This is a genomic window from Hymenobacter psoromatis, from assembly GCA_001596155.1.
GTDB lineage: Bacteria > Bacteroidota > Bacteroidia > Cytophagales > Hymenobacteraceae > Hymenobacter.
On sequence record CP014771.1, the window covers coordinates 1,669,704 to 1,693,544 of the forward strand.

The window sequence follows — 23,841 nt, forward strand, 5'->3', positions numbered from 1 at the left end:
GTATGGCTGCGCCACGGCCCGCAGACCCGTACTTTGACGGGTCGGCTAAGGTGCTGGCCAAGATGGAGCAGCAGATGGATGAGCATGGCCTGAGAGCCGAGCAGCGTGTTACGGGAGATAAAAATCTCTACGAGCGATTCAAAGTCAAAAAGGCGCTCTTTCCCGCCCAGCAACAGGCAGCACGGGATGCGCTCTACGCGGCGGACGAAGTGCATAGCTTGCCACCGCTGGAGACAGACCGTTACAGGAAAGTCGAGCTCTCCTTTAAAAAGCAGGATGCGCTAGGCTTTACCGATGCCTACAGCCAGCGCGAAACGGGCAAAGTGTTGATGACGATAGACCGCGAACTGGCCCCTGCCCAGGTAGGCTTAACCATGCTCCACGAAACAGGCCATCTGATTGACTTGATGTATTTCAAGCCGGTAAATGTGCTGGCAGAGTCTGGTATTGTCAAGCCAGAGATTGAAGCCATACTCAGCGCGGCGAGGGAAACGCGCGCCTGGCAGCAGTACGAAGGGCGTTTACGCCTGGACCCGCACGATGACGACGCGCTATACCTGACAAACCCTAAAGAGCTTTGGGCACGGGCCTACGCACAGTATATTGCAGAAAAATCAGGTAACGAAACGTTGCTGGCAGCGGTTAAAGAACAAGCGGCCACTGGCTATAATCAGCTGCCAGAACACTGGTCATCTGCTGACTTCACGCCGGTTCGTCAAGCAATCGACCATTTATTCTACGCAAAAGGATGGCTACGCTAGTAATTTCTCCTACCCGCATGGCGACCCTGCAAGCAAAGTATGAAGCTCGTACGTTGTCGCAGCAGGAGTATATCGAATACCGCCAGGCAAAGGATGGGGTTACGGAAGCGCATGCCATCCGCCTGTTCCGCACGAGCTATCAGTCGTTGAAGATTCCAGCCGACGCGCGCGCCTTGATGGCTGTTTAATAGCGACAAACAGCTTCGAACAATTCGGCCGCGCCCTAAGCACCTACTTGTGCGAACTGGCTGCCATCCGGGCCGGCCACTCCAACATTGATGCCTACGGCGGCACCAATGAGGCCAAGTTTTTCGCGGTGGTGAACGAGTATTTCCTTGAGCGCCCCGAGCAGCTGCAAGAACATCACCCCGAGCAGACGCTCACCGCCCACGGCCGCCACCTCGACCCGCGCCAGTGGCTGCGCCAGCTGCGCGCCCAAAAGAAGGTGCTGGGCCGCAACTCGCCCTGCCCCTGCGGCTCGGGCAAAAAGTACAAGGACTGCCACCTGGCCCAGGCCGCGTAAAGACGAGGGGGTAGGGAGCGGAAAAGGCAAGTGCCCGCGCTGGGCTGAGCGCTGGGCCTTTCGAGTTTGGTAGGGGTAGGGCTATATTTCGTGGCGAAGCCGGCTGCGCCACGGGCGTCGGCTGGCGCTTACCTACTCTTTCTGCTATGAAAACCCTGCTTCTTGCCGGGCTGCTGGCGGCGGCCAGCGCCGCCCACGGCCAGGAATACTACTTCGACCTGCGCAAGGAGCCGCTCGAAGTGCCGGGCCGCACCGTGGCCGTGGAAAGAGTGGTCGACGGCCGCCAAAACCTCCAGATTGGGGTGCTGTATCATGGCGGGCGGACGCGGCCGGCCACGGTTTTTTTTCGTGAAGGGGCAGCGCCCGAGCTCACCGCCTTGCTGCACGCGCGCCTACCCGCCCGGCCCACCGACCACCCAGTGGTGCTGTGTCTGCGCCAGCTGCAGCTGGCCGAGCTCCCGGCAAACGGCGAGGCGTCGCTCGCCCAGGCGGGCCGTTCGGATGCCGACCTGGCGTTCGACGTATATGAGCACTTGCCTGATGGCTACCACTTTGTGCGGCGCGTGGCCGGGCACTGGGCCGGCAGCAGCTACCAAAGCTCCTTATATTTGTCGGCCTGGCTGGCCCGGCTGCTGGGCTACTGCGTGGGCCAGTTGGCGCGGGCCGACTGGCCGGCCGCCGCCCATCGGCCGGGCCTCACCCTTGGCCAGCTGCCAGCCGATGCGCCTACCCCCCGGCCCGCCGCCCAGGCCGGGGCCGGGATGCCCATTCTGCACGAGGCCCCGCGCCGGGGCTTATACTACAGCCTGGCGCAGTTTGTGGCCAACCGGCCCGATACTACCCAGGCCTTCCGGGTCGATACGCTGGCCGAGGCCTGGCGCAGCCGCTTTAGCAGCCGGGAGGTGGCCCGCTGGTGGTGGGGCTGGTGGCACGTGGCGCGGGTGCGCCCGCTGGTGCCGGCCGCTGGCCCCCCGGCCGTGCCGGCGGGCATCTGGGGCTTTTGCGATGGCCAGCAGCTGTTTATCGAGCAGGACCAAAAATTTTATCCCCTGGCCCGGTACGACGATTTTTTCACGTTTGTGGGCGAAGCGCCGCCCAATGCGCGCTACCAGGCGGTGCTGGACCAGAAGCCGGCCCGGCACTTCAGCCAGAACCCGCTGCTGGTGACGCCCCTGCCCGGCGGCGAGCCGCTGGCCCTGGCCCTCGACCCGCGCACCGGCGAAATTGGCTCGTTTCCGGGCCTGCGGCCCCGGCGCGCCGACACCGCCTACGTGTACCTCTACCGCCCGCCCGAGGCCCGCAACCTACAGGCGATGCGACTACTCGTGAATGGCCGCGAAACCGCCCGGCTCTACCCCGGTGGCTATTGCCGGCTCACCTGTCTCAGCACGGTAGCGCCGCTGCACCTGAAGCTCGAAGGCGTCGGCCCGCCCGACGGCCCGGCGCAGCTGCTCATTCCCGACCCGGCCTGCCCACTCTACCTGGAAATAACGCCGCGGGCGGCCGGCAACCGCTACTGGCGCTGGGTGAGCGCGGCGCAGGGCCAAACCGCGCTGCAAGCGCTGCTGCTGCGCCAGCCCGCTGCGCGCTGAGCCCCATCGGCATCGGCAATGTAGTTGTGGGTAGGCAGCTAAATCCCAAGCCTACCAGCTCACTAGAGCGGTTTTCGAGACGTACCTGCGGGCTGCCGGCTTTTTGGCCGGCTGTCCGCTCGTCGCCAGAACGAACGGCGCGCCCAACGAGCGGACAGCCGGCCAAAAAGCCGGCAGCCCGCCGCGCTCAAGCTGCACACTAACTTGGAAACCGCCCTAACTCAGGGTTATTTTTCCCGTCAGTTTGTGCGAATAATTACTATATGCCGGGCAGCGCAGGGGGGGTAGGGTGCTGGCCAGCGTCCCAAAATTTCTTTTAATAAGGATATATTACCCGCCCTTTCGCTTATCTTAGCGGCTGAACCTCAAGCTCTTTCAGCCCATGAAAACTACGACTACCTGGCTCCTGCTCCTGCTGGCCCTAGCGGGTGCGCCCCGCCCCGGCGCGGCTCAGAAATCCCTACCCCCCTCATTGACCGCGAGCTGCTGTTTGGCGACCCCGAAATTTCGGGCGCGCAACTCTCGCCCGATGGCCGGTTTATGTCGTTCATCAAGCCCTACCAAGGCACCCGCAATCTGTGGGTGAAGGGCCTGAGCGAGCCCTTTGCCCAAGCCCGGCCCCTAACCAACGACCAGGCCCGGCCGGTGCGCAGCTACTCCTGGAGCCGCGACGGCAAGTACCTGCTCTACTCGCAGGACAAGGGCGGCGATGAGAACTTCAACATTTACGCCGTGGACCCGGCCGCTGCGCTGCCCGCCGGCCAGGCCGTGCCTACCCCCCGCGACCTCACCGGCCTCAAGGGCGTGCGCGTCGTCATTTATAACGCGCCGCTGACTGACCCCAACGCGCTGTTTATCGGCCTCAACGACCGCGACAAAGCCTGGCACGACCTCTATAAGCTGAACCTGGCCACCGGCCAGAAAACACTGGTGCGCCAGAACAACGACCGGATTACGGGCTGGGTATTTGATTGGCAGGACCAGCTGCGGCTGGCCTCGCGCTCGAACCCCGACGGCAGCACCGAGTGGCTGCGCGTGGCCGGCGACCAGCTCACGCCCTTCTACCGCACTACCCTCAACGAGGAGAGCAACGTTATTGGCTTTGCCAAAGACAACCAGCATATCTACCTGACTACCAACAAGGGCGCGGCCCGCGACCGCTCTGAAATCATGCTGCTTGACCCAGCCACGGGCCAGGAAACGCTCTTTGCCGCCGACCCGCTGCACCGCGTCGATGCCGGCAGCCTGGAGATGTCGGAGAAGACGCACGAGCCGGTTTTTATGGACTACACCGACGACCGGCTGCGGCGCGTGTGGCTGGACAAGAGTATGGAGCAGGACTTCAAAGCGGTGGCCACCCAGCTGCCGGGCCTCGACGTGTATCCGCTATCACACACCACCGACGAGCGCCTGTGGCTGCTGAACGCTACCGACGCCACCCACCCCGGCACGGCGTATCTGTTTGACCGCCAGACCAAAAAGCTCACCCAACAGTACCAGACCCGGCCGCTGCTGCTCACCGCCACGCTGGCCCCCATGACGGTGGTGCGCTACCGGTCGTCGGATGGCCTGGAAATTCCGGCCTACCTGACCCTACCGAAGGGGGTAGCGGCCAAGAATCTGCCGGTCATCATTTTCCCGCACGGCGGGCCGTGGGGGCGCGATGCCTACGGCTACAACACCTACCACCAGTTTTTGGCCAACCGCGGCTACGCCGTGCTCTCGCCTAATTTCCGGGCGAGCACCGGCTACGGCAAGAAATTCCTAAACGCGGGCAACAACGAGTGGGGCCAGAAAATGCAGGACGACCTGACCTGGGGCGTGAAATATCTGGTGGCCCAGGGCATTGCCGACCCCCAGCGGGTGGGCATCATGGGCGGCTCGTATGGCGGCTACGCTACGCTGGCGGGGGTAGCTTTTACGCCCGACGTGTACGCGGCGGCGGTGGCCATCGTGGCCCCGTCGAACCTGATTACTCTGCTCAACTCCATTCCGGCCTATTGGGAGCCGATTCGCAAGCAGTTTTATGAGCGCATGGGCGACCCTGGTACCGAGGCCGGCCGGGCCCAGCTCAAGCGCCAGTCGCCGCTTAACTCGGCCGATAAGATAAAAACGCCGCTCATGGTGGTGCAGGGCCTCAACGACCCGCGCGTGAACAAGGCCGAGGCCGACCAGATTGTCATTGCCCTGCGCGACCGCAACTACCCCGTGCAGTACCTGCTGGCCCCCGACGAAGGCCACGGCTTTGCCCGCCCCATCAACAACCTGGCGATGATTGCGGCCTCCGAAAAATTCCTGGCCCAGTACCTGCACGGCCGCTACCAGCAGAGCATGACGCCCGCCGTGGCCCAGCGCCTGGCCGAAATCACCGTGGACCCCAAAACCGTGACGCTGGCCGCGCCGGGGGTAGTGAGCAAGTAGCGTGGCAGAGGCAGGTATTTCTACCTGTTTTAGGTTATTTCCTTGGCGTCAAGTAGGTTAAGTGCTTGGCCTTCTACTAGATTTGCCGCTCACCTCACCCATTCATCAGTACATGAAAAGCACCCTACCCCTCCTGGCTCTGGCCACGCTACTGGCGTTTGGCGCCGGCAACCCCCGCGTGCCCGCCCCTACCCGCCCCGCCGCGGCCGGGCCGACTAGCATGGTTGCTTTAACTCAACAGTTCGCCGAGGCCATGCAGCAGCAGGATGTGGCCAAAGCCACCGCCTGCCTGGCGAAGAATGCGCGGCTGCTCGTCAACGTGTCGCCGGTGCTAAGCGGCCGGGATTCACTCAGCACTTACTGGCTCAAAAGGTCATTCAGCACCGATAGCAATTTGAAATTCATTCCCCTACAAACGGGTGGCGACGCCACGATGGGTTACTCCACGGGCTATTACACCTATGACCTCAAGCCAACGGCTACCTACCCGAAAGGCGCCTCGGGGCACGGCTCTTTTATGAGCCTAGCCCACAAGGAAGGAGCTACCTGGCAGCTTACCTACGTGCACATAGCCGAAGAGCCTTATAAGGCCAATAAATAACGACTACATTTTTAGCGACGAAAAGCTGCTGGGAGTTCGCCTGCCAGCAGCTTTTTTTCACACGGTTTTAACGGGCCTGTACAAGTAGTGCGGTAAGCCAGGCAGTTTTATGTGGCTTACACATTCGTTTCATGGCTAGCAAGTCAACTTTTTGGTTTTCTGACACTTTTACCACCCACCCCCTTTTTCTACCCATGAAGAACTCCCTACCCCTCCTGGCGCTGACTACGCTACTATGTGCTTGCTCCAGCAACGCGGGCACGCCACCGGCTGAGGCTACCGCCTCTACCAGCACCCTGGCAGCTACCACTGTCGGCGAGCAGTTTTTGGAGGCGCTTACAAAAGAAGATTCTATTAAAGTAAAGGAACTTCTATCTAACCATATAGTGATGCTTGGGTCGTCTGCGAAACAGCGGATAACCGGCAAAGACTCAGTTGCTACTTCCTTTTTTGGGAAGAAAACCGCCAGCAATTTCAAAGCTATGCCAGTAGCCAAGAGCGGTGATGCTAATATGGTCTACTACACCGGCTTTTACTCCCAAGATATATTGCCCTCGGCCAAATACAAACAGGGCGGGGTTGGCACCGGCTCTTATATGCTGATTGCCCGCAAAGACAACAAGAACGACTGGAAGGTTAGCTACCTGCATGTCGCCCAAACTCCCTTGCAACTAAATAAGTAGCACCCGATAGCTACGCTGGCCTGAAGGCTGCTGGTAATTAACTTACCAGCAGCCTTTTGCTTTAAATAAGGGGCGGCCCTACCCCAGCTCCACGCTCGGGTCCCAATATAGCTTTTTAAACTCGACCACTACGTCGTCTTCCACGCGCACGCCTTCGGCTTCGAGGCGTTCCTGCATCGCGGAGGGGGTAGGGAAATGGTGCCGCCCCGTGAGCTGCCCCAGCCGATTCACGACGCGGTGGGCGGGCACGGGCGCGTCTTTTTGGTGGGTAGCAGCATCCAGGTTGGAGGCCATGAGGGCGTAGCCCACGGCCCGCGAGCCGTGCCGGGCACCTAAATAATGCGCGATGGCCCCGTAGCTGGTGACGCGGCCCGGCGGCACCAGGCGCACCACCTCGTGCACGTCGGCAAAGTAGTTGCGCTCGGTGGGGGGGGTAGAGACGGGCGGCGGGGCGGCGGGTTTCTTCATGGGCTAAAAATACGGAGCCGGCGGCGCAACCCGCGGGCCGGGCGGCGCGTCATTGCGCCCGCGCACTGAACCCGACCTTTGGGCTCGCTGTTGACTGCCTCCCACCTGGCCACCCGCGTTTAGTCGCGCTGGCTGCTGCGTATCACCTTCTTCCGTTTATGCGTTTTTTTTCTGCGGCCCCGCTCCTCATCGCCAGCACCGCGCTGGCCCTGCTGGCCGGCTGCCACGCCAAACCCGACGACGCCAAAGGCGGCAAGGGCGGCAAAAAAGATAGTGGCCCCGCCCTGGTCGATGTGCTGGTGGCCCGGCCCACGGCCGTGACCGACTCCATCGAAGCCAACGGCGCGGTGGTGGCCAACGACTACGTGGAGCTGCACCCCGAAGTGAGCGGCCGCCTCACCTTCCTGAATGTGCCGGAGGGCCACCATGTGAGTAAGGGCACCATTATTGCCCGCATCAACGATGCCGACTTGCAGGCTAACCTGCAGAAAACCCACGCTTTGCTGCAAGTGTCGCGCCTCTCGCAGGACCGCCTCGAAAAGCTGCTGAAAGTGCAGGGCGTGAACCAGGCCGACTACGACCTGGCCGTGAGCCAAGTGCGCAGCAACGAGGCTGACGCCGCCTACACCCAGGCCATGCTGGCCAAGACCGTCATTCGAGCGCCTTTCGCCGGCGTTATGGGCCTGCGCCAGGTGAGCCCCGGTGCCTACGTCACGCCCACTACCATCATCGCTACCCTCCAGGCCGATACCAAGCTCAAGGTCGATTTTACGCTGCCTGAGGCCAGCGGCGGCCTGGTGCACCCCGGCTCGGTGGTGACGGTGCAGCTGACTGGCAACCCATCGCGCCGCTACCAGGCCACGGTTATCGCCCAGGAAAGCCAGGTCAACCAAACCACCCGCAACAAGACCGTGCGTGCCCAGCTGCCGGCCGGCGCAATAGCCAGCCCCGGCGCTTTTGCCCGCGTGAGCGTGCCCACCGGCGCGGCCCGCCGCAGCGTGCTGCTGCCCACCAACGCCATCATGCCCGGCGATAAGTCGGACCAGGTGGTGGTGGTTCAACACGGCAAGGCCACGATGCGCGACGTGCGCACCGGCGACCGCCAGCAGGACCAGATTGCCATCGTGAGCGGCCTCGTGGCCGGCGATTCGGTGGTGACGAATGGCGTGCTGTTCACCCAGCCGGGCAAGCCGGTGAAAGTGCGGCAGGCGAAGGGTCAATAAACCGTTCTGGCGTTCGCCTCACCCCCCGGCCCCCTCTCCGAAAAGGAGAGGGGGAGCCACGGAAGAGAAGGAGCTATCTATTGCCTATATATTTAAAGAAAAAGGTTATTCCCAGCAGCTGTTAAATCGTCCAGCTCCCCCTCTCCTTTTCGGAGAGGGGGCCGGGGGGTGAGGCGAACGCCAGAACGACAATTTTATCAACTATGAACATCTCCGAGCTATCCCTAAAACGGCCCGTGCTGGCGACGGTGCTCAACCTGCTGCTGATACTTTTCGGGGGGGTAGGGTTTTCGTTTCTGGCCCTGCGCGACTACCCGGCCATCGACCCGCCGATTATCAGCGTCAATACCGCCTACACGGGGGCCAACGCCGACGTGATTGAAAACCAGATAACGGAGCCGCTGGAAAAGCAGATTAACGGCATTCCGGGCATTAAGTCCATTACCAGCAGCTCGTCGCTGGGCAGCAGCAACATCACGGTTGAGTTTAACCTGGGCGTTGATTTGGAGGCCGCCGCCTCCGACGTGCGCGACAAGGTGGGCCAGGGCGTGCGCTCGCTGCCGCAGGATATTGACGCGCCGCCAGTAGTGTCGAAGTCGGACGCCAACTCCGACTTTATCCTCATTCTGGCCGTGCAGAGCCACACCAAAAGCCTGCTGGAGCTGAGTGATTTTGCCGAAAACAACTTGCAGCAGCGCTTCCAGACCATCAACGGGGTGTCGGCCATCAACATCTTTGGGCAGCAGCGCTACGCCATGCGCCTGTGGCTGGACCCGGCCAAGATGGACGCCTTCCAGGTGTCGTTCACCAATGTGCAGCAGGCCCTGAACGCCGAGAACGTGGAGGTGCCGGTGGGTAAAATCTACGGCGGCAACACCGAGTTGACTATCCGCACGATGGCCCGCTTCACCACCGAGGAGCAATTCCGCAACCTCATTCTGCGAGAAGATTCCAAGGGCATCGTGCGCCTCGGCGACGTGGCGCGGGTGGTGCTGGGCCCCGAAAACTATGAGCAGAGCTGGAAGCTAAACGGCGCCTACGCCGTGGGCCTGGCCATTATCCCGCAGCCGGGTACCAACTACGTGCAGATTGCCGACGAATTCAACAAGCGCCTGGCCGAGGTGCTGAAGGAGAATAAGTCTGACATTGAGATGCGGGTAATTGTGGACAACACCAAGATTGTGCGCAACTCGATTGACGAAGTGATGGAAACCCTGGCCATTTCCTTCGGGCTGGTGGTGCTGGTTATCTTCTTCTTCTTCCGCAACTGGCTCACGGCCCTGCGCCCGCTCATCGACATTCCGATTTCGCTGATTGCCACGTTTTTCGTGATGTATCTGGCGGGCTTCACCATCAATATTCTGACGCTGCTGGGCATTGTGCTGGCCACCGGCCTGGTAGTGGACGACGGTATTGTGGTGACGGAGAACATTTTCCGTAAGCTCGAAGAGGGCATGAACATCAAGGACGCGGCGCGCGAGGGTAGCAAGGAGATTTTCTTCGCCGTTATCGCCACCTCGCTCACGCTGGCGGTGGTGTTCCTGCCCGTCATTTTTCTGGAAGGCTTCACGGGGCGCTTGTTCCGCGAGTTTGGGGTGGTGGTGGCGGGTGCGGTGCTGATTTCGGCCTTCGTGTCGCTCACCATCACGCCGGTGCTCAACGTGGTGCTGCACCGCGAAAGCGGCAAGGAGGGCGGCAGCGGCCACGGCCGGTTTTATGACAAGACCGAGCCGTTTTTCCAGGGCATGGAAAGCTGGTACGGGCGCATCGTGGGCAAGTTTCTGCGGGTGCGGGCGCTGGCCTGGGTGGTGGTGGCGGCCTGCGCGGGCATCATTTTCTTCGTTGGCCGGGGCATTCCAACCGAGCTGGCCCCGCTGGAAGACCGCAGCAGCGTGCGCCTGGTGCTGACCGGGCCGGAGGGCACGAGCTTTAGCGCAATGGAGAAAATCAGCGACCAGGTGGCCGCCTTTGTGCGCGACTCAGTGCCCGAGAACGACTTTGTTTTTTCGCGCACGCCCGCCGGCAGCAGCACCAACACCTCGCAGGTGCGCACCGGCCTGGTGCCGCCCGACCAGCGCAAGCGCACCCAGGACCAGATAGCTAAGTACCTGACCAAGGCCACCAAGCGCTTCAACGACGCCCGCATTTTTGTGGTGCAGGAGCAGACCATTGCCGTGGGCTCGGGCTCGAAGAGCAGCGTGCCGGTGCAGTTCGTGCTGCAAACCACTGATTTGGCCAGTATCCGCGAAGCCCTACCCCGGTTCCTGGCCGCCGCCCGGCAAGACCCGACCTTCCAGAACGTGGATGCCAACCTCAAATTCAACAAGCCCGAGGTGCAGCTGACGTTTGACCGTCTCAAAATCAGGGATTTGGGCCTGACCACGCAAGACGTGGCCGCCGCCGTGCAGGGCGCGTTTGGGGGTAGGCGCATGGCGTATTTCCTGCGCGATGGCCGGCAGTACCAGGTCATTGGCCAGGTGGACCGCGACGCCCGCAGCGCGCCCAACGACATCACCCGCCTCTACGTGACCAACAACCGGGGCGAGAGCATTCCGCTGTCGGCAGTAGTGCATCAGGTCGAAAACTCGAACCCGGCCACGCTTTATCACTTCAACCGTTTCAAGGCGGCCACCATCTCGGCGCAGCTGGCCGAAGGCAAAACCGTGGGCGACGGCGTGAAGGCTATGCAGGCCATTGCCGATAAAGTGCTGGACCCCACCGTTTTTCAAACGGCCCTCACCGGCTCCTCGCGCGACTTTGCCGAGAGCGCGGGCAACACCACGTTTGCGTTTTTGTTGGCTTTGGTGCTGATTTATTTGCTGCTGGCGGCGCAGTTTGAGAGCTTCCGCGACCCGCTCATCATTCTTATCACGGTGCCGCTGGCGCTGGCCGGCGCGCTGCTCAGCCTGTGGGCAATGGGCCAGACGCTCAATATTTTCTCGCAAATCGGGATGATTATGCTGATTGGCCTCGTGACAAAAAATGGCATTCTCATCGTGGAGTTTGCCAACCACCAGCGCGATGCCGGCCTGCCCCTGCGCGAGGCCGTGCGCCTGGCCGCTCAGCAGCGCCTGCGTCCCATCCTGATGACCTCGCTGGCCACCGCGCTCGGCGCCCTACCCATTGCCCTGAGCCTGGGCGCGGCCAGCACCAGCCGCAAGCCGCTGGGCATCGTTATCGTGGGCGGCATTCTGTTCTCGCTGGTGCTCACGCTGTTGGTCATCCCGGCTATTTATACCTTTATCGCTAAAGAGAAAAAACCGGAGGCTTTGGAGGAAGTGCCGGTTTCGGAGCCGGTTGAAGTTACCGCCTAACGGTGTACCTAACCCCCGCGCCAAAACATTGCTACGAATTCATGAAATTCCTACTAGTAAGCCTGTTAGCTCTTTTTACCAGCCTGCTCGGCTTAGCTCAGCAAGCGCCCTCGGTGCCCGCGCCCGCCGTGGCGGCCAACCCGCCCGCGCCCGTGCTTACGCTGCACGAAGCCCTGCAAACAGCGCTCAAGAATAGCCTCGACCTGCAGATTGGGCAAAACACGGTGGAGGTGCAGCGGCTGCAAAATACGCTGGGCTTCGCGGGCGGCTTGCCGACGCTGGCGCTCACGGCCAACAACAACGTGGTTATCAACAATACCCAGCAGGAGTTTAACACGGGCTTGTCGCGCAATGCGACCGGGGCGCGCAACACGCAGTACAATACGGGCCTGGCGGGCACCTACTTGCTGTATAATGGCGGCTACGTGGTGGCCAACCGCAAGCGGCTCGATGAGTTACAGCAAATCAGCGAGCTGCAGCTCAACTCAATTGTGCAGAATGTGCTGGCCGATGTGAGTCTGAAATACTACGCCGTGGTGCAGCAGCAGCGCTATATCCGCACGCTGGAAGCTTCCACGGAAGTATCGCGCCAGAAGCTGCGCCTCATTGACGCCCGGCAGGCGGTGGGCCTGGCCAATAATGCCGATAAGTTTCAGGCGCAGCTCGACCTCAACGCGCAGCTCGAAACGCAGCAGCAGCAGGCCCTGGCTGCCCAGCAGGCCACGGCCGATTTGCTGCGCGCGCTCACCCTGAACCTGGATACGCCCATCGCGGTAGAGGATTCAATTCCGGTGGACCGCAATCTGCACTGGGCTGCTATTGAAACCTCGTTGGTACACAACCCCGCCCTGCTGGCCGCCGACCGCCAGGTGCGCGTGAATGAGCTGCTGGTGCGCGTGGCCCGCGCCAATCGCTACCCCGCCATTGGCCTGAACGCGGGCAGCAACTTTGCCCGCAGCCAGAACGCAGTGGGTACCACGCTCTTCAACCAGAGCTACGGCCCCTACGCCGGCTTTGGCCTGACCCTACCCCTCTACTCGGGCGGCGTGAACAAGCGCCTGGTGGACGTGGCCCGCGTGAACACCAAAACGGCGGAATTGCAGCTCCAAGCCTTGCAGCAAAACTACCAGCTCAACGCCCACAAAGCCTGGGAAGCCTACCAGCAGCAGCTCGCCTCGGTAGCCATCGCCGAGCAGAGCTACGTCACGGCGCGCCAGCTTCTGAAGCTGGTGCAGATGCGCCTCGATGCCGGCCTTTCCACGCTGGTGGATGTGAAGCTGGCCCAGCAGAGCTTCGAGGATGCCGGCTACCGCCTGACGAATTATCGCTACGCCGCCAAGTCGGCCGAGATAACCTTGCGGCAACTGGCGGCGCTGCTCACGCCGTAAGGGGGGGTAGGGAATACTGACGAATGACGCGTGACTAACTGCTTCCAGGCCGCGCCGAGTCCGCGCATTTTACCCCTTTCTTCTGTGAGAATTACGGGGCTGGTCCCCGCCGCCGCCTGGGTTGTTTGATTTGGGTAAGCTTTCGTTTGAAAGGGGTAAGCCGCCCACTAGGACGCGCTGCTACTTTTCAAGCTTTCGAAATCAACGTGTTCGGGGCGCTGAACGTGGTGCGGCGGGCGCTGCCGCACCTGCGCCGGCAGGGGGCCGGCCACATCATCAACCTTTCTTGCATTGCCGGCCTGGCCCCGCTGCCCGGCTGGGGCCTCTACTCCGCCACCAAGTTTGCGCTGGAAGGCTGGTCGGAGTCGCTGGCGCAGGAAGTGGCGTCGTTTGGCCTAAAGGTGACCGTAGTGGAGCTGGGCGGCCTGCGCACCAACTTTCTCACGCCGGAGGCGCTGACGATGGCCCGGCAGCCGCTGCCGGCCTACGCGCACATCCGCACCGCGCACGCCCAGTTGCTCACGAAGAATGGACAGCAAATCGGCGACCCGGACAAAGCGGCCGATGCCATTATGCGCGTGGCGGCGGCGGCGCAGCCCCCGCTCCGCTTAGTGCTCGGCACCGATGCCTACGAGCGGGCGCAGCAGCACTTGCACACGCAGCAGCAGGTGCTTTCGGCCTGGCAAAGCGTGTCCACGGCTATCGGCTTTGAGGAGTAGGCGAAGAAAGCGAAACGCAGTGGTCAGGTCATCCGGCCCGGCTTTCTGTCCTACTTACTGCGGTTAAGCAGGTCATTTCAGTTTCTCCCGCTTTAGGGTAAGGGGGTAGGAGGGGATAATTGGGGGTTCTGCTTTACCAGTTATCCCTTCCCAAATTCCTCCCCTCCTACCCCTACCCCAGAGTCGTTAAGCTCTACCCCCCGGCCCTACCATCAAAATCACCGGTAGCCTGCGTAACGGCAGCTACTTATTACCTGCTGTTATGCAAGGGGGAGTAGCGCGAACTTTGTAGTTCGCGTCTCCGCGCCGTTCTACTGGCTTTAACGGCGCGGGGACGCGAACTACAAAGTTCGCGCTACTCCCCCTTGCGTAACGGCAGCTACTTATTACCTATCCTAGCACCCATGAAAATTGATTTAACTGGTAAAGTCGCCCTCGTGACGGGCGCGGCTGGGGGCATTGGCCGCGCGGTGGTAGCCGCCCTGCTCGAAGCGGGGGCCAGCGTCGTGGCCGAAGACCTTAACCCCGCGGTGCGGGAATTGGAACAGCTGAGCCCCCGCGTGGTGAGCCTGCACGGCCCAGGGGCCGCCAGCGCCACCGCCCAGGCTGCGGTGGCGCTGGCGGAGGCCCGGTTTGGGGCCTTGATATTCTTGTCAACAACGCGGGCCGCACGTCTCCCAAGGCCCTGGCCGACACCACCGATGTCGAATGGGACAGCCTGATGGCCGATAACGTGAAGGGCATGTTTGTGCATGTGCGCGAGGCGCTGCCGTCTCTGCGGCGGCGCGGCGGCGGGGCTATTGTCAACACCAGCTCCGTGTCCGGGTTGGTGGGGATGCCCAACCTGGTGGCCTACTCGGCCTCGAAAGGCGCGGTCAATCAGTTCACCAGAAGCCTGGCGCTGGAACTGGCTCCCTATGGCATTCGGGTCAATGCCGTGGCCCCCGGCGTTATCGAGACCCTCATCCTCGACTCCTGCGGGGCCAATGGGCGGCAGGCGATGCAAGAGGCGGGGGCTAAGGAGCCCCTGGGCCGGGCCGGGCAACCCGCAGAAATCGCCAACGTCATGTTGTTTCTGGCGGCCCCGCAAGCCAGCTTTATGACCGGAGCAATAGTGGCGGCCGATGGCGGCTACACGGCTCACTGAGCAAAACGCCGGCGGGGCGGGGCGGGCTCCCGGCGAGAAACGCCCTACCCCTACCCCCTTCGCTTAACGCCCGGACGGGCCGCAGGAGGCGTCCGGGCAATTGCGGCACCCGGCGCACGGCTTGCGACCACCCAACGAACGATTACGCACCACTGAGTAGAATTTTACCGGACCCGAGTAGGATTTACGGCGACCCGACGAGCGATTGCGGACTACCAAATAGGATTTTCGGGGACCCGAGCAGGATTTGCGGGGAACCGACGAACGAGTGCGAAGGGCTGAATAGAATTTGCGGGGAGCCGAGTAGAATTTGCGGGGAGCCGAGTAGGATTTGCGGAGGGCTGACGGGTAATGTAGGCGGCTACCTCGCCAGGAGTTGGGGGGCTGCCGGCTAAAAAAGCCGGCAGCCCCCCAACGCTCGCCTTCAGTCAGTTATTCAACTCACCTACTCATTATTACGCACCGCCTCTTCCCGGTTCAGCTTCGTCAAAAACGACTGCGTAATCGGCGTTTCGCTCGCGTAGCCCTTGCGGCGCTCGTTGGCGGCGGCGCTCTCGCCGGTGGCGGGCAGGGCGCGGTTTACCCAGGCCAGCATATCGACGGTGGTGCCGGGCGCGATGCCGTGCAGGGTAGCCAGCAGCTTGGCCGGCAGCGACAAAATCAACTCGCCGTCGCCGCGCCGGGCGGCGTTCCAGATGCGACGGGCCGCGTCTTCGGCGCTCATCGTGAAGCCCGGCAGCGCGTCGGCAATGCTAAACCAGGCGTATTCTTTTTCGTGGTTGCCCTTCACATCCACGTGGCCGGTGCTGCCGGTGCGCAGCAGGCCGGGGCACACGGTAGTAACGTAAATGCCATGCTGATTCAGCTCGGCCCGGAAGCCTTCCGAAAGGCCGGTGAGGGCAAATTTGCTGGCGCTGTAGGCAGCCAGATGCGGAATGGCCACCTTGCCGCCCAGCGACGAGATATTGATAATGCGCCCCTCGCCGCGCCGCCGCATTCCCGGCAACACCGCCTGCATGGCGTGAAACGGGGCCCAGAAGTGAGTATCCATCGCGTCCACGAAGTCGCGGTCGTCCAGGTTTTCGAGCGGCCCGCCGATGATAATGCCCGCGTTGTTCACCAGCACGTCAATCCCGCCCAGGCGGCTTTCCACCTCGGCCACCATGCTGCGCACCTCGGCGGCGTTGGTGAGGTCGCGGGCCAGGGCCAGCACGTTGTTTTCGGTGCCGCCGCAGGTGAGCAGGTCCTGGCGGGCGCGGGCCAGCTCCTGTTCGTCGCGGGCGCAAATGGCTACCCGCGCGCCTTCGCGCACGGCGGCGCGAGCCAGCACCAGGCCCAGCCCGCGCGAGCCGCCGGTAATGAGCACGGTGCGCCCCGTGAGCTCATACGAGCCCCGGCGGTTGCGCCAAACGGTGGTGGCCAGGGCAGCCGCGCCGAGGCCGGCGGCCCAAAGCCAGGAAGAAGAGCGGGGGGAGGTTTTCATGCTTCTCTGTATGCGTTTGGGGGTAGAAAGGTTGCATTCAGCCCCCAAATGCACAACTTGGTTTGCAGAAACGCGCGGGGCTATACCTGCATTCCCTACCCCAGCTTATCCTTAAAGAAGGCCAGCGTCAGAGCCCAGGCTTCGGCGGCGGCTTCTTTGTTGAAGCTCGGGCGGGCGTCGCAGTTGAAGCCGTGGTCGGCGGTGGAGATGACGGTGGTGACGTAGGGCTTGCCAGCGGCATCCACGGCGTCAAGTATCGTCTGGATATTGTCCTTGGTAATGTGCTGGTCGAGTCCGCCCCAGAAGAAGGCGTGCGGCGCGTGCAGGTCTGCGGCCAAGTCGGTGCGGGTGTGCAGGCCGCCGCCGTAATAGGATACGCCGGCTTGCACCGGTAGCTTGGCATTGGCCACGAACGCCACCTGCCCGCCCAGGCAGAAGCCGATAGCGCCGATTTTGTCCTTTTGCACGTTGGGCTGAGCTTGCAGCCAGTCGTAGGCGGCCCGCGCGTCCTGGGTCATGGTTTCCAGGGTCACGGCCGAGTAGTGGGGAATCACGCTGGGGAAGTCGCTGTACGAAAATTCCGCGCCCGGCTCGGCGGTGCGGTGAAACAGCTCGGGGGCCACCACCACGTAGCCGGCGGCGGCCAGGCGGTCGGCTACGTCGCGGATGTGCTGGTTTACACCAAAAGCTTCCTGAAAAAGAATGATGCCAGGGGCTGGTTGCTGGTTTTTCGGCTGGGCCACGTAGGCGTGCGCCTGGGTGCCGTCGGCTACGTGCAACACCAGCGAATCGGGAATGCTCATAAAAAAGAGGGGGGTAGGGAAAGGGGACTTGCTGCCAGAAACAAGACAATGAAAGCCGATGTTTTACCCGAGCCTCTCCTCATTTTTTAATTATCCCGCCGGGTCCCCTACCCCCCTCCCCGCGCCTGAGCGTGCTCCACCAGTTTGCCGGTGCGGCCCGGCACCACCGCCCGCCAGGCGCAGCAAGGAAGCCAAGCGGCACGCGCACGCAGCACATCCGGCTGGGCTCGGGCGGCGTGCTGATACTCCACTATTCAACCCTGAAGGTGGCCGGAGCGGCAGAAATAGCTTAGTCGATGAAGTTTATTTAGTATTATTCTAAATAAAACAGAACCCCGTAATGAGGCCTTTTAATTGTTACTTAATTAAAAAACAGCAACTTACAAATTATCAGAAGCCAAGACAACCAATTACGCTACAGTCGTTATTGCTCGATTTATTTGGAATTCATCTAAACTGGCGCTGACCTTTGCGCTACATTGAACGATTCTAAATAAGATAATGCGCCGACTTTTTACTTTTCTGCTGCTCACCAGCGCGGCCCTGCCCGCGCTTAGCCAGGCGCAGGAGTTGCCTATTCTAGCTGCTGCCAGCCGTGCCAATCAGCACACGGGTAGCATTCGGGGCACTGTTCGCACCAGCGACGGACGGCCGGCGGCCTTCGTGAGCGTGGGTATTCCGAAGCTCGGCAAGGGGTCTAATACGGCCGAAGACGGCTCTTTTACCATCGCGGGCCTGGAGCCGGGCGCGCATGAGCTGCAAGTGTCCTTTGTGGGCTTGCAGCCGCAGCGCCAGACCATATCGGTGGCTGCCGGCCAGACGGCCAAAGTCGATTTTACCCTGAGCGAGAGCGCCGCCGACCTGAGCGAGGTCATCGTGACGGGCACCACCACCATCAACCGCCTGGCCTCGGCTAGCAAGGCCGACATTGCGCCCCTCGACCAGCCCCAGAGCGTGGGCGTGGTGACGAGCACCGTGATTGCCGACCAGCAGATAAACCGCCTCGGCGACGCGCTGCGCAACGTGAGCGGCGTGTCGCTGACGCAGCAGCGCGGCGGCGTGGCCGAAACGTTTTCGGCGCGCGGTTCCAGCATTGGGGTAGGCGGCTCGGGCGGCAGCATTTTTAAGAATGGCCTGCTCGCCAACACCCAGGGCTTTCCCGATGCCAGCACCCTGGAATCGGTGGAAGTGCTGAAGGGCGCGGCGGCGCTGCTCTACGGCAACGTATCGGGCGGCCTGATTATCAACACCGTAACTAAAAAGCCGCGCTATAGCTGGGGCGGCGCGGTGGAGATGCGCGCCGGCAGCTACGGCTTCTACAAGCCGATAATTGACGTGTACGGCCCGCTCACCAAAAACCTGGCTTTCCGGGTGGTGGGCACTTATGAGAACGCCAAGAGCTACCGCGACGTGGTGCAAGCGAAGCGCCTGTACGTGAACCCCTCGCTGATATACAAGTTTGGCGAAAAAACCGACCTGCTGGTGCAGGGCGACTACTTACGCTCCGACATCACGCCCGATGCGGGGGTAGGCATCCTCAACCAGAATGTGGATGCGCGCCTGCCCGACGGCATTTCGCGCGCCAACTTCATCAACGCAACGTGGGCCTACAACGTGACCGACCAGGCCAGCGCCTCGGCCGTGCTCAACCACCGCTTTTCGGACCAGTGGCGCGTCAACGCCATTGCGGGCGTGATGGATACCCGCGTGCACGGCCTCGGAGTGGCCGTGCCCAATGGCAACATTGCCACCAACGGCGACTGGACGCGCACGCTGAGCGGGGTGCAAACGGCCGAGCGCGACTACAACGGGCAGCTGAACGTGAATGGCAAGTTTGATACCGGCCCGCTAACCCACCAGCTGTTGATAGGCGCTGATGCCCTGCGTATTATCACCAACAACGCCTCGGGCTATGCCTACCAGGACCTGACGGGTAAGGCCCTCACGGCCTACGACAAAATCAACATTGCCGACCGCACCAAGTACGCGGAGCGCACCGATGCCATCACGTATAGCGCCACGGGCTACACCGTGGCGCCGTCGTACCGCTTCGGCGGCTACGTGCAGGATTTGATTACCATCGTGCCGATGCTGAAGGTGTTGGGCGGCGTGCGCTACTCGTACCAGAACGTGCGGCAAACCACCCTCACCAACAACCTGACCGGGGCGATAACGCCCGGCGTCGCCGCCGACAAGGCCGACCGGGCCTGGTCGCCCAAAGGCGCGGTTATTTTTCAGCCCCTCCCTGCCCTCTCGTTTTACACCAGCTACGCCAACAACTTCCTTACCAACGCCGGCCTGCTCGATACCAACCTGGAGCCGCTGCGCCCGTCCTACGTTAATCAGTACGAGGCCGGGGTGAAAACCGAGCTGTTTGGCAGCCGCCTGTTTGCCAACGCCGCCGTGTATCGCTACCGCAACAGCAACCTGGCCCAAACCACCTTTACGCTGGCCGACGGCACGGCCACTACCCTTACCACTGTGCGCGACCTGACGGGCGAAACCACCAGCGACGGCGTGGACCTGGACGTGAGCGGCAGCTTCTCGAAAGACTTCTACTTCAACGTGGGCTACGCCTACAATTATGCCCGCTACACCCACACCACGGGCATGATAGGCACCCAGCTTGAGGGCGAGCGCCTGACCAACAACCCGGCCCACACCGCCAACGGCTCGGTTTTCTACACCTTTGACCGCGCCGGCCTGCGCGGCCTCAAACTCGGAGCCTCGGCCTTCTACACCGGCCAGCGCCTGGGCGGCAACAACAACACGGTGGGCCAGGCTGGCAACTACAGCCGCCTCATCTCGCTGAGCGGCTTCACCACCATCGACCTATCGGCCGGCTACGCCTACCAGCATTTCTCCGTTCTATTCAAGCTCTCTAACATTACTAATGAGCTGAACTACCTGGTGCATGACCGGTACAGTATCAATCCCATTCCGCCGCGCCAGTTTTTGACTACGGTGGGCTACCGGTTTTAGAGGGGGTAGGGTGCGGGGCTAGCCCCGCCCGGCGTGGCGCGATTCTCTTGCAAGACGTTCAACGCCGGGCGGGGGCCAGCCCCGCACCCTACCGTAGCTCCCAGCCCAGCTTGAGAATAAACACGCTCACGACCCCCAGAAACAGCACCCGCACGAAGCCCGTGCCCCGGCGCAGCGCCAGCCGCGCGCCCAGCGTGGAGCCCAGCACGTTGCAGGCGGCCATCGGCAGGGCGTAATAATACAGCACTTGCCCTGTCGAGATGAAGTAGGCCAGCCCGGTGATGTTGGTGGCGATATTGACCACCTTGGCCGAGGCCGAGGCCGCCAGAAAGTCGTAGCCAAACAGCCCCACGAACGCAAACAGCAGCAGGCTGCCCGTGCCCGGCCCAAAAAACCCGTCGTAAAACCCAATGGCCGCGCCCAGCCCTACCCCCGTCCACAGCTCGCGGCGGCCGTGCAGGCGCGGCGCGTGCAGGCTCCCAAAGTCCTTGCGCCAGAAGGTATAAGCGGCCATCAACACCAGCAGCGCCAGCACCAGCGGCTTCACCAAATCCTTGTTGAGGCCGCTCACGGCCCGCGCGCCCAGCAGCGCGAAGCAGCCCGCCACCACCGCCGCCACCGCCACCGTGCGCCAGTTGATGGAGACGCCCGTCGGCCCTTTCAGGTAGCGGTAGGCCGAGGCCGAGGTGCCCGCCAGGCTGGCTACTTTGCCGGTGCCTAGCACCGTCGGCACCGGCACCTGGGGCAGCAGCAACAGCAGCGCCGGCAGCTGAATGAGGCCCCCGCCGCCCACCATGCCGTCGATGAGGCCGGCCAGCAGCGAGGCCGCGCAGAGGAGGGGTAGGGTGAAAGAATGGTCGCTAAGCGGCATAAAAATGGGTAAGCAGGCTCAAAAAAACGTCATGCAGACCGAAGGGAAGCATCTCGCTCGCGCCGCTTGGGTAGTAACCCAACGATTCGAGTAAGATGCTTCCCTTCGGTCTGCATAACGTTCTAATTAGTCTAGTATAGCCATTGACATTACAATATTAAAAAGGAGCATCGTCACTTTGATTAGGATTCTTGGGAAAAGAGAATGCCTGTGGAGGTGTTTCATTTACTTTGCTACCAAAGCGCATAGTAGTCATTTGAGACTGAGGCTGTTCAGATTCAAATGTAGAAGGTAAAGCGTTGAACCCGGAACCACTACCCAACATATTCTGGCTTCCTGAACCTAGAGAATTAAAATCACCGCCCCCATCAAATCCGTCGAGGTCGGCGAACTTAGTAAAGCGGCCGATGAACTTGAGTTGCACATCTACAAGTGAACCGTTCCGGTGCTTAGCAATAATAACTTCACCCATACCCAAAGTAGAATTACCCATCTCATCCTCCGTAATCTTGTAGTATTCAGGTCGGTAGAGAAAAATAACCATGTCAGCATCCTGCTCGATGGAGCCTGATTCGCGCAGGTCGCTGAGCTGGGGTCTTTTATCGCCGCCTCGGGTTTCGACCGAGCGCGAGAGCTGCGAAAGCGCAATTACCGGGATGTTCAGCTCCTTGGCAATGCCCTTGAGCGCCCGCGAGATGCTGGCGATTTCCTGCTCGCGGTTGCCGCCCGGCCGCCCGGCCTCACCGCCGCTCATCAGCTGCAAGTAGTCGACGATAACCAGTTGAATATCGTGCTGCGACTTGAGGCGGCGGCACTTGGCGCGCAGCTCCCGGATGCTGAGCGCAGGCGTATCGTCAATAAAAATCGGGGCCGACGACAACGCCGAAATCTTATAATTGAGTCTCTTCCACTCATCGTCGCTTAAGTTACCCTTCTTTATTTTCTCCGAATCCAGTTCCGCTTCTGCCGAAATCAAACGGTTGACAAGCTGCAGAGACGACATTTCGAGCGAGAAAATGGCGACCGCCTTATTGAAATCCACGGCCGCGTTGCGCATGGCTGACACCACGAAAGCCGTGTTGTGCGTCACGGTGCAATCGGCCAGCAAGAAGAGGTGGTTGCCGTCAATCTCGAAGCCGTAGTAATCGTCTTCCTGGTCAAACTCCACCGAAATTCCGGTCATGCGCCAATCGACGCCCGAGGCCCACAGATTGGCTTTTTTGCGCGCCACGCGCACCGGCACCCGGTCAATATCGCCATAAATCCGCACGCGGTACACTTCGCTTTCGTAGCCGATTTTATTGATAACGGCCCGCTTCTTTTTCAGCGAGGTGCGGAAGCCCAGCGAGTCGCACAAGAACTTAATCTGGTGGGCCAGCTCCTTGTTTTTCTGGGTAATCTCGTAGCCGTTGCTTACTGAGTCGAGGTGGCCATCCGAGTCGATAAGGCCGGCCAGTAAGCGCAGGCGGTACTCGGTCGAATTAATTAAATAGGCCTGCGGAATGTGCTTGTTATGGAACACGCCCAGCTGGCGCAACTCGTCCTGCACCGAGTACTCGGCAAGGCTACCCCCCTGCCGGCCGCGCGTGATGCCGTAGCTGTTGCAGCGGTTGGCCACTACGCCGGTGGTCACCTGCATTCCCAGCTCGCTGGTATATTCACGCAGATAATCAATGATTTCGACATCCTGACCGGTGATGCGGGCGTTGGCCGACGAGCCATCGCCCAGCCACACGCCCAGGAAATACGGGTCCAGCGGCACGGCCTTTTCAGCAAACTCGATGGCCACTTTGTAGCCTTTGTAATTCGACTGAAACTTGGGGCCTTTTTTCAGCCACTCGCGCACTTCGATGTTGAGCACGTCGCCGTGGCGGTGCGGACCCTCATTGCGCGAGCGCTTGAGCGAGAGGATATGACTCTCGTTCACGCGGTAGTCGTCGCCTTTATTCTGGCGCACCCAGTACATGTTTTCGCGGCCGCGGGCCAGGCTCAGCACCCGGCGCGGCGTCGAGTCGTCGCCCATCAGCAAGTCGCCGGTGCGCATGTCTTCCACGTTGCACAGAGTGCCGTCGTACATCATCACTTTGGTGCCCAGCGCCAAGCATTTTCCCATGCCTGGCCTAGCTGCAACAATCACTAAGTCAGATGGTTGCCAACCGCTAGTCACTTGGTCTAGTGCTGAAAAACCAGTAGGCACTCCTGTAAGACCATCTTTTTGATTACCTTTTTCTTCCAGTTCTTTGAGTGCTTTAACCATCAGGTCCTGCATCGAATCAACTCCCTTCCGCATATTCTCTTCAGACACCTGGAAAACAGCTTTCTCCGTGGCGTCGAGAAGTTCAAATGCATCTGTAGTGTCTTCGTATGCGTCACGCAAGATTTCAAAGGCAGAACTAATTAACTCTCTCTTAATTGCTGCCTCAAGTATTTTTCGAGCATGTGACTCAACGTGGGCTGCTGAGTTAATATGAAGAGTGAGACTGGCTACATAACCAACACCACCAGCTAGCTCTAAATCACCCGTCTCACGCAACCTCTGAACTACTGTGAGCTGGTCAACAGGCTCTTGCTTATCAAATAAGCCACTGATAGCTCTAAATATACGCTGGTGTTCAGGCTTATAAAAGCTATGTTCTTTCAACATATCAATTATTGTCGTAAGCGCATCCTTTTCAAGCATGAGCGCACCTAACACAGCAGCCTCCATCTCCAAGCGCTGAGGTGGCAGTTTGCCAGTGGGCGACATGGGCAACTGTCGCATACCGTTCGCGCTTTTAAAGGTAGCGGCGGCACGGGCAGCAGACTGCTTGACGCGGTCGTCCGAACGGTCGTTCATTATTCAGGGGGTAGGCAGGAGAGAGA

The 23,841-nt window shown here is 61.2% G+C and carries 15 protein-coding genes and 2 pseudogenes; 12 read left to right on the forward strand and 5 right to left on the reverse strand.

Features of this window, described 5'->3' with window-relative positions; all coding sequences use genetic code 11:
- Positions 1-2 precede the first annotated feature (2 nt).
- The 6 genes from A0257_07130 (at position 3) to A0257_07155 (ending at position 6,581) form a co-directional block, all read left to right on the forward strand.
- A complete protein-coding gene (locus tag A0257_07130; GenBank protein ID AMR26901.1) occupies positions 3-761 on the forward strand; it encodes a hypothetical protein in 759 nt (252 codons plus the stop codon).
- Positions 762-996: 235 nt separating this feature from the next.
- On the forward strand, positions 997-1,284 hold the full coding sequence (locus A0257_07135) for a hypothetical protein (GenBank protein ID AMR26902.1): 288 nt from the start codon (positions 997-999) through the stop codon (positions 1,282-1,284).
- 146 nt (positions 1,285-1,430) lie between these two features.
- Positions 1,431-2,876, forward strand: a complete 1,446-nt coding sequence (locus A0257_07140; protein AMR26903.1) for a hypothetical protein — start codon at positions 1,431-1,433, stop codon at positions 2,874-2,876.
- 399 nt (positions 2,877-3,275) lie between these two features.
- Positions 3,276-5,297, forward strand: a complete 2,022-nt coding sequence (locus A0257_07145; GenBank protein AMR26904.1) for a peptidase S9 — start codon at positions 3,276-3,278, stop codon at positions 5,295-5,297.
- Between the two features lie 112 nt (positions 5,298-5,409).
- Positions 5,410-5,898, forward strand: a complete 489-nt coding sequence (locus tag A0257_07150; protein ID AMR26905.1) for a hypothetical protein — start codon at positions 5,410-5,412, stop codon at positions 5,896-5,898.
- A gap of 194 nt (positions 5,899-6,092) precedes the next feature.
- Positions 6,093-6,581, forward strand: a complete 489-nt coding sequence (locus A0257_07155) for a hypothetical protein (GenBank protein ID AMR26906.1) — start codon at positions 6,093-6,095, stop codon at positions 6,579-6,581.
- Positions 6,582-6,659: 78 nt separating this feature from the next.
- Here the strand turns inward: A0257_07155 and A0257_07160 are convergent, their stop codons facing one another.
- Positions 6,660-7,049: a cysteine methyltransferase gene (locus A0257_07160; GenBank protein AMR26907.1), complete on the reverse strand. Its 390-nt coding sequence runs from the start codon at positions 7,047-7,049 to the stop codon at positions 6,660-6,662.
- A gap of 209 nt (positions 7,050-7,258) precedes the next feature.
- Between A0257_07160 and A0257_07165 the strand changes: the two genes are divergently transcribed.
- The 5 genes and pseudogenes from A0257_07165 to A0257_07185 all read left to right on the forward strand — a co-directional run bounded on the left by A0257_07165 (position 7,259) and on the right by A0257_07185 (position 14,840).
- Positions 7,259-8,272: a hypothetical protein gene (locus tag A0257_07165; GenBank protein ID AMR29660.1), complete on the forward strand. Its 1,014-nt coding sequence runs from the start codon at positions 7,259-7,261 to the stop codon at positions 8,270-8,272.
- Positions 8,273-8,475: 203 nt separating this feature from the next.
- On the forward strand, positions 8,476-11,586 hold the full coding sequence (locus A0257_07170) for an acriflavin resistance protein (GenBank protein ID AMR26908.1): 3,111 nt from the start codon (positions 8,476-8,478) through the stop codon (positions 11,584-11,586).
- A gap of 41 nt (positions 11,587-11,627) precedes the next feature.
- The gene (locus A0257_07175; protein ID AMR26909.1) at positions 11,628-12,974 is read left to right on the forward strand and encodes a hypothetical protein; all 1,347 of its coding nucleotides are present in this window, start codon (positions 11,628-11,630) and stop codon (positions 12,972-12,974) included.
- Positions 12,975-13,120: 146 nt separating this feature from the next.
- Positions 13,121-13,693, forward strand: a complete 573-nt coding sequence (locus tag A0257_07180; protein ID AMR26910.1) for a hypothetical protein — start codon at positions 13,121-13,123, stop codon at positions 13,691-13,693.
- A 404-nt stretch (positions 13,694-14,097) separates the two neighbouring features.
- Positions 14,098-14,840 (forward strand): annotated as a pseudogene (locus A0257_07185) (hypothetical protein).
- 445 nt (positions 14,841-15,285) lie between these two features.
- Here the strand turns inward: A0257_07185 and A0257_07190 are convergent.
- Both A0257_07190 and A0257_07195 read right to left on the reverse strand, forming a co-directional pair.
- Positions 15,286-16,323, reverse strand: a complete 1,038-nt coding sequence (locus A0257_07190) for a ketoacyl reductase (protein AMR26911.1) — start codon at positions 16,321-16,323, stop codon at positions 15,286-15,288.
- A gap of 95 nt (positions 16,324-16,418) precedes the next feature.
- Positions 16,419-17,126 carry a hypothetical protein gene (locus A0257_07195; GenBank protein ID AMR26912.1) on the reverse strand — a complete coding sequence of 236 codons (708 nt, stop codon included), beginning with the start codon at positions 17,124-17,126 and terminating at the stop codon, positions 16,419-16,421.
- Positions 17,127-17,627: 501 nt separating this feature from the next.
- Here A0257_07195 and A0257_07200 point away from each other — a divergent pair.
- Positions 17,628-20,108: a TonB-dependent receptor gene (locus A0257_07200; GenBank protein ID AMR26913.1), complete on the forward strand. Its 2,481-nt coding sequence runs from the start codon at positions 17,628-17,630 to the stop codon at positions 20,106-20,108.
- An 88-nt stretch (positions 20,109-20,196) separates the two neighbouring features.
- Here the strand turns inward: A0257_07200 and A0257_07205 are convergent, their stop codons facing one another.
- Together A0257_07205 and A0257_07210 are read right to left on the reverse strand one after the other, a co-directional pair.
- Complete coding sequence (locus A0257_07205) at positions 20,197-20,979, reverse strand: hypothetical protein (GenBank protein AMR26914.1); 783 nt, start codon at positions 20,977-20,979, stop codon at positions 20,197-20,199.
- Between the two features lie 271 nt (positions 20,980-21,250).
- A pseudogene (locus A0257_07210) lies at positions 21,251-23,815 on the reverse strand (replicative DNA helicase).
- Positions 23,816-23,841 lie beyond the last annotated feature (26 nt).

What these genes read in the sequence shown, in the direction of transcription:
- A0257_07130 (AMR26901.1), top strand. Translation starts at nt 3, where the DNA reads ATGGCTGCGCCACGGCCCGCAGACCCGTACTTTGACGGGTCGGCTAAG.
- A0257_07140 (AMR26903.1), top strand. Translation starts at nt 1,431, where the DNA reads ATGAAAACCCTGCTTCTTGCCGGGCTGCTGGCGGCGGCCAGCGCCGCC.
- A0257_07150 (AMR26905.1), top strand. Translation starts at nt 5,410, where the DNA reads ATGAAAAGCACCCTACCCCTCCTGGCTCTGGCCACGCTACTGGCGTTT.
- A0257_07155 (AMR26906.1), top strand. Translation starts at nt 6,093, where the DNA reads ATGAAGAACTCCCTACCCCTCCTGGCGCTGACTACGCTACTATGTGCT.
- A0257_07160 (AMR26907.1), bottom strand. Translation starts at nt 7,049, where the DNA reads ATGAAGAAACCCGCCGCCCCGCCGCCCGTCTCTACCCCCCCCACCGAG.
- A0257_07170 (AMR26908.1), top strand. Translation starts at nt 8,476, where the DNA reads ATGAACATCTCCGAGCTATCCCTAAAACGGCCCGTGCTGGCGACGGTG.
- A0257_07175 (AMR26909.1), top strand. Translation starts at nt 11,628, where the DNA reads ATGAAATTCCTACTAGTAAGCCTGTTAGCTCTTTTTACCAGCCTGCTC.
- A0257_07190 (AMR26911.1), bottom strand. Translation starts at nt 16,323, where the DNA reads ATGAAAACCTCCCCCCGCTCTTCTTCCTGGCTTTGGGCCGCCGGCCTC.
- A0257_07195 (AMR26912.1), bottom strand. Translation starts at nt 17,126, where the DNA reads ATGAGCATTCCCGATTCGCTGGTGTTGCACGTAGCCGACGGCACCCAG.
- A0257_07200 (AMR26913.1), top strand. Translation starts at nt 17,628, where the DNA reads ATGCGCCGACTTTTTACTTTTCTGCTGCTCACCAGCGCGGCCCTGCCC.
- A0257_07205 (AMR26914.1), bottom strand. Translation starts at nt 20,979, where the DNA reads ATGCCGCTTAGCGACCATTCTTTCACCCTACCCCTCCTCTGCGCGGCC.